Below are 9,259 nucleotides of genomic sequence, written 5' to 3'. Positions count from 1 at the left end.
GAAGCCTTTTTTCTATCTAAATAAACAAGTTAGCTCTTAAGATCCTGTCTATGTGATGGGAATACTGATTATAAGCATTTGGTTATAAATAGATAAACTGGTAGGCATTAAACACTTGATACTAAGCTAATATCTTGAGATGTTTAAACGACTGTCTTATATACATAAAGACACCAATGCATTAGCTTTCGCCATACGTTCTATAATTTGAACACGGTTATCGCATTGAACCTTCATTGAATAAAAAGGATTTATCATGAACAAACTCGTCATTATCATTTTATGTGTACTGCTTCCGCCTGTTGGCGTGTTCTTCGCTCGTGGCGCCGGGAAAGATTTGGTGATTAATATCATTCTTACTTTCTTCTTCTGGGTTCCAGGAATGATCCATGGTCTGTGGGTAGCCACCCGCTAACCCTTATTAACAAATAGATACCGAATAAAATACCCATAAAAACAAGCTCCTAGCCCTGAAGAGTTAAAAATAGGATGAAATGAAAGTGCTTTTCCACTATCATTCTGTCGCCTAAACGTAAGCGATTGCTTTCACAGATTTCGCTGAGTTTAGGCTCCAACTACATAACACTTCAAATGGTGGGAGCCTTCAATGACACAACTTACGATTACTCGTCCTGACGACTGGCACGTTCATCTACGCGATGGCGAAGTATTAAAAGATACAGTTCGCGATATCAGCCGTTACAATGGTCGAGCGTTAATCATGCCAAATACGATCCCACCGGTAACCGATACCGAAATGGCTCTTGCTTACCGTGAACGCATCATGGCACAGCAGCCAAGCGAGCAATTCCAGCCTCTAATGGCACTTTACCTGACAGACAACACAACACCTGATGAAATTCGTAAAGCGAAAGAATCTGGCGCTGTTGTAGCAGCGAAGCTATACCCTGCTGGCGCGACGACTAACTCTGATTCAGGTGTAACTTCAGCTCAAAAGATTTACCACGTACTCGAAGCAATGCAAGAAGTGGGTATGTTGCTGCTGGTACACGGTGAAGTAACGGCTCACGATGTTGATATCTTTGACCGTGAGAAGCAGTTCCTGGACACAGTACTTGCACCGATTGTGAACGACTTCCCTAACCTGAAGATTGTTCTAGAGCACATCACAACTGCAGATGCTGCGACTTTCGTGAAGAACGCGAACGACAACGTTGCTGCGACTATCACCGCTCACCACCTGCTTTACAACCGCAACCACATGTTGGTTGGCGGCATTAAGCCACACTTCTACTGCCTTCCTATCCTAAAGCGCAACACGCACCAATTAGCGCTTATCGAAGCGGCAACAAGCGGCAGCAAGAAGTTCTTCTTGGGTACAGACTCAGCACCACACGCCAAAGGCGCTAAAGAATCAGCATGTGGTTGTGCGGGTTCTTACACTGCGCACGCTGCAGTAGAGCTGTACACAGAAGTATTCGAGCTAGAAGGTAAGCTTGAGAACCTAGAAGGTTTCGCGAGCCACAATGGCCCTGACTTCTACGGTATCCCACGTAACACAGACACCATCACTCTAGTAAAAGAAGAGTGGAATGTATCTGAGACAATGCCTTTCGGTTCAGACATTGTTGTGCCCATCCGTGGCGGCGAGACGATTGCTTGGTCTGTAAAATAAACGCTTAGTCGGTAAATAAGCGCTCATATTGAAAAATAAGAGCGTGGTGTTAATTAAACACGACCCATTAGACTAAAAGGGGCACCATAATGATTATGGTGCCCCTTTTTCGTTTCGTGGAGAGAGGGTTTTATTAAGACCAATAATGAGCGATTACTTACCGCGAATTTTCTCTATCACAGTCCAAACAGCAACAACGATCAATCCAGCTAAAACCCCAATCACACCATTCAACAGCGTTGGTACCACCGCGGTTGCAATCGAATGTCCACTGAAGTCCATAATAATCGGTTCAATTAAATGATGAATCGCAGGGACGTTGTGAACCACAATACCGCCACCAACCAAGAACATCGCAGCCGTTCCAACCACCGCAAGCGTCTTCATTAACTTGGGCGCAAATGCGACTAGCCCGTTACCCAGTTGAGTTTTAATGGCACTCCCATTCGATGTTCGCTGGAGATAGAAACCTAAATCGTCCAACTTCACGATCCCAGCAACTAAGCCATAAACACCAATCGTCATCACAACTGCAATCAAACTCACCACAAGAATCTGAGTAACGATACTTGTACCCGTCACGGTACCCAGAGCTATCACGATGATTTCCGCAGATAATATGAAATCAGTACGAATCGCGCCTGCGACCTTTCTCTTCTCATATTCCTCTATGGATTCACCAGTACTCGTATCCTCTCCCTTTTCGTCATCTTGATGAGAATGAGGAAAGAGCTTCTCTAAGATTTTCTCTGCGCCTTCAAAACAAAGAAACAGACCACCAATCAAAAGCAAAGGCATGATCAGCCAAGGAATAAAGGCACTGATCAATAATGCCGCAGGCACCAAAATCAGCTTGTTTTTAAATGAGCCTTTGGCAACCGCCCATACCACTGGGATTTCTCTTTCAGCAGAAACACCGGATACCTGCTGAGCGTTCAGCGCTAAATCATCCCCCAACACACCAGCGGTTTTTTTAGCTGCCACCTTAGACATCAGTGCGACATCATCCAACACGGTTGCAATGTCATCCAGTAGCGTTAATAAACTTGCTCCAGCCATTTTATGGTCTCTTTTAAGGGATTAAACAATTGATAAAATGTAACACCATCAATCCACTCATCAAAGTTATGAGTCTGTAAAAAATAGAGTCACAAGTTGTGTTTTCTATTGCCGTCTCAGCTAGACAGGACTAGTCTGTCTTCATCTTTCACGAACATAAAAGAAGAAGTATAGATGAAAAGTGAATACTCCTACCCAATCGGTGAGCCTGGAAAAAAATGGCAACAAGCAGAACGTCAAGCATGGTTCGCTCAAAGAACGGTTAAGCGTGAATATCAACAAGAAGTTGTGCCAAAAATCCAAGCACTCACAGACCGCTTCGACATCGAACAATACGGCGCGCTGAGCTACGACGAAGCTCGCTTCCCGCTTTTGGCAATCAAAAGCAAAAACTGGGACGAGTCAAAGCCGACGATTCTGGTAACAGGTGGCGTTCACGGTTACGAAACCAGTGGTGTGCATGGCGCTATCAAATTTGCAGCGACCCAAGCAGAGAAATACACGGCGCACTTCAACATTGTTGTCGCACCTTGTGTAAGCCCTTGGGGTTACGAAGTGATCAACCGCTGGAACCCAAATGCTGTCGATCCAAACCGCTCTTTCTACGACGGTACGCCAGCAGAAGAATCAGCAAACCTACGTGCATTAGTCGCTTCTTTACCAGAAGTGTTGGTTCACGTTGATTTACACGAAACAACGGATTCTGACGAAACTGAATTCCGACCTGCACTCGCAGCTCGTGATGGCATTGAGTACATCGAAGGTATGATCCCAGACGGTTTCTACACTGTTGGCGATACTGAAAACCCACAACCTGAATTCCAAGCTGCTGTCATCGCTTCAGTTGAAAAAGTAACCCACATTGCGCCTGCGGATGACGAAGGCAAGATCATTGGTTCAGACGTCACTCAACACGGCGTGATCAACTACCCAATGAAGAAGCTTGGCTTATGTGGCGGCGTGACTGACTGTAAGTACGGTACAACCACAGAGGTTTACCCAGACAGTGACAAAGTAACAGACGAAGAGTGTAATGATGCTCAAGTTGCTGCTGTTGTTGGTGCTTTAGATTACGTTATTCAGCACGAATTGAACGCATAAGCGTAAACCCGCTCATAGCTAGAACCGGGCACCTAGACTAATAACTAAGAGCCAAGAACTAAAAGAGCCACAAATGACTACTCACTTGTGGCTCTTTTTTGTTTCTCTTTCGCTGATGTCTTCTACGGCATAAAAAAGCTCCCTTGCACGCGGTGCAAGGGAGCTTTGAATCTGCTGATTAGAGTAAGTTCCTATCTAGAGGTACTTACTTAGTGGCCGGAGTAACCGTTTCTTGCCCTTTACCGACTTCTGTCAGTAGGCCTTTCAACAAGCTCACACAACCAATCAAAAGAATGATCGTAAACGGCAGTGCTGCAATAATCGTAATAGATTGCAGAGCTTGGATTGATTGAGTACCACCAATCCACAGCATCACCATCGCGATAGCACCTGAGATAACCGCCCAAACGACTTTCTGTTTCACTGGCACTTCTAATTTACCACCCGCCGTCATGCCATCGATAACGATAGAACCTGAGTCCAACGTTGTAACGAAGAACACGATGATCAGCGCGACTGCGAGAACAGACAGAATGCTACCGAACGAGTAAGCATCTAGCATGTAAAACAAGCTTAGAGATACATCTGTAATGCCTTGGTCGAGGCCAAGTTGCCCCACCTGATTAATCACTTGCTCGATAGCTACGCCACCGAAGATAGACATCCAAGCTGAAGTCACCAATGTTGGGATAATCAATACGCAAAGTAGGAATTCACGAACCGTACGGCCTTTAGAAATACGCGCTACGAACATACCGAAGAAAGGTGCATACGCTACCCACCATGCCCAGTAGAACACAGTCCAACCATGCAGCCATGTTGTGTCTTCACGACCCGCACTTTGGCTCAAAGCTACGATATTTTTCACATAGCCCGTTGCCGCCGTTGCCATTGAATCAAGCACAGTTGTGAAGTTCAATACAGCGATAAGACCAAGGAATATGAATACAATAACCATGTTCAGGTTACTTAGGAACTTAACACCACCGTCCATACCACGTAGTACAGAGATGATCGCCAAGCCCATGATCAGAACGATGATAGATTGCTGAAGGAAGATGTTGTTTTCCAAGCCGAACACGTGGCTAATACCACTTGCTGCTTGTGTACCACCTAAGCCCAATGAAGTCGCAAGGCCAAACAGAGTAACCAGTACGGTTAGTACATCGATTACATCACCAGTTTTGCCCCACACACGCTCACCCAGAATTGGGTAAAACACAGAACGCATTGATAGCGGTAAGCCTTTGTTATAAACAAAGTACGCCAGACAAAGCGCCGTCATGCCATAGATAGCCCATGCATGAAAACCCCAGTGGAATACGGTTGCGCCTAGCGCCAGTTCACGACCAGCGGCTGTGAAAGGTTCTGCGTCTAATGGCGTTCCGAACCAGTTAGTGAAGAACGCAGTTGGCTCTGCAACACCCCAGAAGATAAGTCCAATACCCATACCTGCTGCGAATAACATCGCAATCCAAGATGACATTGAATAGTCCGCCGTCGCGTCTTCGCCACCTAAACGGATTTTACCCAACGGTGAAAAAGCAAGAACAACAGCAAACGCTAGCATGATGTTAGCTCCCCACATAAACAGGAAGTCAAACTTTGATAGAACAGCACCCTTAATAGAATCAATTGCAGCTTTAGCATCTGCAGGAGGAAGAGCAAGAAGAGTGATGATGAAGAGAAGAGATAAGCCAACTGAGGCTACGAAAACTGTGTTATGGACATCCATGCCCCATTTACTGACGTTGTCTTGACCAACTTGATAGTCAGTAGAATCAATACTGTACTTTTTTGATTTAAAACTCATAAATTATGATGTTCGCATATCCGATTCAACGAATATAAGGACGCTCTCCGTATCCAATTACTACTTGATTGGCTCGCCGAACCGCCTAAATAAAAGGCAATAAAAATCACAATAGTTAGTGACAAATGGACTTACTGGCTCAATCCCAAGGCGCACATTATAGCACAGTTCAAAGCATTTTGACTGAGTTTTAGCTCAATAGTCGCCCAAACCACCGTTGACAATGATAGTTAACCTAATAAAAACAGAATAAAACAAAAGAACAAAATTATTTAAATACAACAACTTAAATCAAAACCACACACTGTAACGTCACATCCAAAATTTCTGCATATAATTTTGACAATCGCCCAATTTACTTATAGCTCTAATAAAAAAGCCCCGCTATAGGGGCGGGGAAAGTTACCAAAGGTAAAAGAGAAATCAGTGCTCAAATGTCAGTGTTGCGTCTCACAGATCAGCACTGCACATTTCAAAGACAGTTCGTTAGATTGCGAAACAAAAACCTAGGTTATAGTCTTCACCATTTTTCGCCGTGAACTCTTTGTCTTCACTTGATGCATTCGGGCGGCCACTTTCATCGCCTTTTACTAAGCTCACCCAGTGACGGATGCCAGAAGAACGGCTCGCCTCAGTTTGACCAAACATGGTGCACGTCTCTAATTGGATATCTTGAATATCAACCAACTCCAGACGGCCTGTGCCTTTACGAGCGCCGATTGTCACTTCAACGTGCGTACCGCTTTCATCACGGAATAGGATTGCTGAAGGCTTAGATTTATCACCTGTGTAAGCTACAAAGTGTTTAGCGCGTTTTAGGCCGGTGTGCTCACCGTTTTTGAAGTAAACCTGAACATGTCGGTAATCAATCTCGTAGCTCACCGCGTCTTCGTGTGAACCCGCCTCAAGAGGAAATAAAGTATCAAGCAACTGTTTCGCCATTTTTTGTTTTTCGAGTTGCTTGTCTGCTTTCACCATTTCGACGGCAAAGACAGCTTCAGCAATAAATGTTGAATGGTTTCTGTGAAGTTCTGTTTTGTCTAGTGTCAGCATATTCATAGTCTATCCCTCGTACGGCTTTAAATTTCATTTAGGTCAAACATCCCAATAGACCCTTTTCAAAATTGTTCTTTACTGTGTGGTTTCCATGTTTTTCATACTACTGTTATTTTTGAAACAATTTCACAACAAAAATTACACAGTGTGAATTTTACTAAATTGCTTTTTTACACAAACCGGCATTTCGAGCCCCCAGCCCTTTATTTAACTGGGTTGAGGGTTCCGTAGAAACGCGTTTACGTGTTGTTTGAATTTGTGTAATAACCCACCCCAACCAACTTATTGTCGATAACTCGATAGTAAGTGTGCTTAGTTTCCACTTTGCTCGACAGCGGATTTAACCATCGATAGGTGTAAACGCCACGACCATTTTCTTTGGCTAGATTTAACATCTCAGTGAGAATCGGTTTATCGTCAGGACTTAGAATCTCGCTGTGCGAACGCCCAACTAGCTCAGGAGAGACCCCATGCGCCAGCAACTTTCCAGAGCTCATATCCATCACAAACACATACAAATCCCCTTCTACAAAGCTGCCATCGGCATCATTAAACTCATTTAGGCTCTCTTGTTCTGACTCCACTATCGCGGTCATCGCTCTCGCCAGTAAATTCTTTGCTTCGACCGCACTGGAACGTTCAGGGTAATAACCGACAGCGACAATCACATCACCCACACGTTCAAAGAAAGTCGTTTTCGGCTCACCCATTCGATCGGTCGGATTGGTCCAGTGATACTTCACTTCACCAAAACCCTTGTGGACCGCTTTGGTGATCATTTCACGGAAAAAAGGATTGCCGTAAACGTCTTGGGTATCCAACACACTGTCGCCTACCAGCACCATGGAAGAGCCGCCACTGGCAAGGAATTGGCCATCAATACCAAGAGCAAACACATAGAGCTCACCGTCTATATATTCGGCATCACTCATGAAGTCTTTCACGCTGTCGTCACCTTCTTTTTGAACGTGCACCACCGCTTTCGCAAGCAAGGTTTTAGCTCTTCTTTCAGCGTCACTGACCACATGTGGCTCAGAAATATCGAGCACATTGACTGGCTTAATCTCTTTCTCGACTTCTGAATGCTCTGCACGCAATCCAATGCCGCTGACCACAGCAAACAAGGCGCAGCCAATAAGGATTATTCTGGATAGATTCATCGTTGTGTCTCCTAATAGCCGACTAAGGACGGTAGCCAAAGCGTGATTTGTGGGAAGAAAGCGATAACGAAAACGCCCACGACAGATGCAAGTACAAAGGGATGGATCTTCGCGGTGATCTGCTCAACCGTAGAGCCACCAATCCCCGAGGCGACAAAGATATTTTCCCCAAGCGGCGGCGTTGCAAAACCTATCGATAAGGTACACACCACCACGATGCCCACGTGAGTTGGATCAGCGCCCAGCATGTACATGATTGGCAGTAACACTGGCACGATGATCATGATCGCCGCTAAGGTTTCCATAAACATGCCGATGAACAACAACAAGGTAATGGTTAGCGCCCACACCATGTACATGTTGTCGGTAAAACTGAGTAATGATTCAGCCACGACAACCGGGATCTTTTGCTCGATCAACAAGCGTCCAAATACTGTTGCTGCAAAGAGGATCAACAACACACGTCCGGTGATCCATGTCGTGGTCGATAGAGATTTCATCACACTTTTGAACGATAACTCTCGGTGAATAAACACCCCGACAAACAGTGAATAGAAGATAGCCACAACCGCCGACTCTGTTGGTGTGAACATGCCGCTGTAGATGCCTCCGAGAATCAAAAACGGAGCCAGTATCGACCAGATACCACGACGCAAAGAGTGTCTTACTTCGCCAAATGACCAGTTTTCAGTCAGCCCTTTGTAACCTTCACGTTTAGCAATAAAGTAGTTAGTGACCACTAGCGTCGACGCCATAATGAAACCCGGCACAACCCCAGCAACAAACAGTTTTGGAATAGATAAAGAGGCAAACTGTCCGTGTTGAGCAATGGCCTCTGGCGGTGCCATCAATCCCATTGCGGAGATACCGAAAATAACTAGCGGGATGGATGGCGGAATAATGATACCCACCCCCCCTGAAGCGGCAGTCACCGCGGAGGCGTAGCTCTTATCGTAATCTCGCTTAACCATTGCTGGTACCATCAACATACCAACCGCAGCGGTCGTGGCTGGGCCTGAACCCGATATAGCTCCAAAGAAAAGGCAGGCCATTACCGTTGCAGCGCCAAGGCCACCCGTCACAGGGCCGGCTAAGCTCTCGGCTATATCCACCAATCGTTTGGAGATACCCGCCGCCTCCATCAATGCACCCGCAAGAACAAAGGCCGGCAGCGCCATTAATGGGAAGTTACCCACCGAAGTAAACGCGATTTGTACTAACGCAATGGGATTTTTGTAGAGCAACATATAGGCCGCCATTGAAGCGCCGGCCAGTGATACTGTGATTGGTGCGCCTAGGATTAAAAGCGTTAAAAAGCCACCAAATAAAATTAGAGTTAAATAGGATTCCATTATTACATCTCTCTATTACGACTATTCTCGGCGTTGTTGCCTAAATCAATTGAACCTTTTTCGAGTCCTGCGATCTGATCCT

The 9,259-nt window shown here is 45.4% G+C and carries 8 protein-coding genes; 3 read left to right on the top strand and 5 right to left on the bottom strand.

Annotated features, from left to right (window positions below):
• Positions 1–256: 256 nt before the first annotated feature.
• Positions 257–415: a YqaE/Pmp3 family membrane protein gene (locus ACED46_RS20640; protein WP_017059962.1), complete on the top strand. Its 159-nt coding sequence runs from the start codon at positions 257–259 to the stop codon at positions 413–415.
• A gap of 192 nt (positions 416–607) precedes the next feature.
• Positions 608–1,636, top strand: coding sequence for a dihydroorotase (gene pyrC / locus ACED46_RS20635; protein WP_371722330.1), 1,029 nt, complete (start codon positions 608–610; stop codon positions 1,634–1,636).
• A gap of 153 nt (positions 1,637–1,789) precedes the next feature.
• On the opposite strand, the gene ACED46_RS20630 is transcribed toward pyrC, so the two are convergent.
• On the bottom strand, positions 1,790–2,695 hold the full coding sequence (locus ACED46_RS20630) for a DUF808 domain-containing protein (protein WP_371722329.1): 906 nt from the start codon (positions 2,693–2,695) through the stop codon (positions 1,790–1,792).
• 174 nt (positions 2,696–2,869) lie between these two features.
• On the opposite strand from ACED46_RS20630, the gene ACED46_RS20625 reads away from it, so the two are divergent.
• The gene (locus tag ACED46_RS20625; protein ID WP_371722328.1) at positions 2,870–3,796 is read left to right on the top strand and encodes a M14 family metallocarboxypeptidase; all 927 of its coding nucleotides are present in this window, start codon (positions 2,870–2,872) and stop codon (positions 3,794–3,796) included.
• A gap of 205 nt (positions 3,797–4,001) precedes the next feature.
• Here ACED46_RS20625 and ACED46_RS20620 read toward each other — a convergent pair whose 3' ends face one another.
• The 4 genes from ACED46_RS20620 to ACED46_RS20605 form a co-directional block, all read right to left on the bottom strand.
• Positions 4,002–5,609, bottom strand: a complete 1,608-nt coding sequence (locus ACED46_RS20620; RefSeq protein WP_371722327.1) for a BCCT family transporter — start codon at positions 5,607–5,609, stop codon at positions 4,002–4,004.
• Between the two features lie 486 nt (positions 5,610–6,095).
• The gene (locus tag ACED46_RS20615) at positions 6,096–6,668 is read right to left on the bottom strand and encodes a hypothetical protein (RefSeq protein ID WP_371722326.1); all 573 of its coding nucleotides are present in this window, start codon (positions 6,666–6,668) and stop codon (positions 6,096–6,098) included.
• A 236-nt stretch (positions 6,669–6,904) separates the two neighbouring features.
• Positions 6,905–7,825 carry a cache domain-containing protein gene (locus ACED46_RS20610; protein ID WP_371722325.1) on the bottom strand — a complete coding sequence of 307 codons (921 nt, stop codon included), beginning with the start codon at positions 7,823–7,825 and terminating at the stop codon, positions 6,905–6,907.
• A gap of 11 nt (positions 7,826–7,836) precedes the next feature.
• Positions 7,837–9,177 (bottom strand): TRAP transporter large permease, encoded by a 1,341-nt coding sequence (locus ACED46_RS20605; protein WP_371722324.1) that lies wholly within the window; start codon positions 9,175–9,177, stop codon positions 7,837–7,839.
• Between the last annotated feature and the right edge of the window lie 82 nt (positions 9,178–9,259).

Origin of the sequence: Vibrio sp. 1S139 (assembly GCF_041439475.1) — a bacterium.
GTDB lineage: Bacteria > Pseudomonadota > Gammaproteobacteria > Enterobacterales > Vibrionaceae > Vibrio > Vibrio crassostreae_C.
Note: the sequence above shows the minus strand (reverse complement) of the source record. Positions and strands in the feature narration are given on the sequence as shown.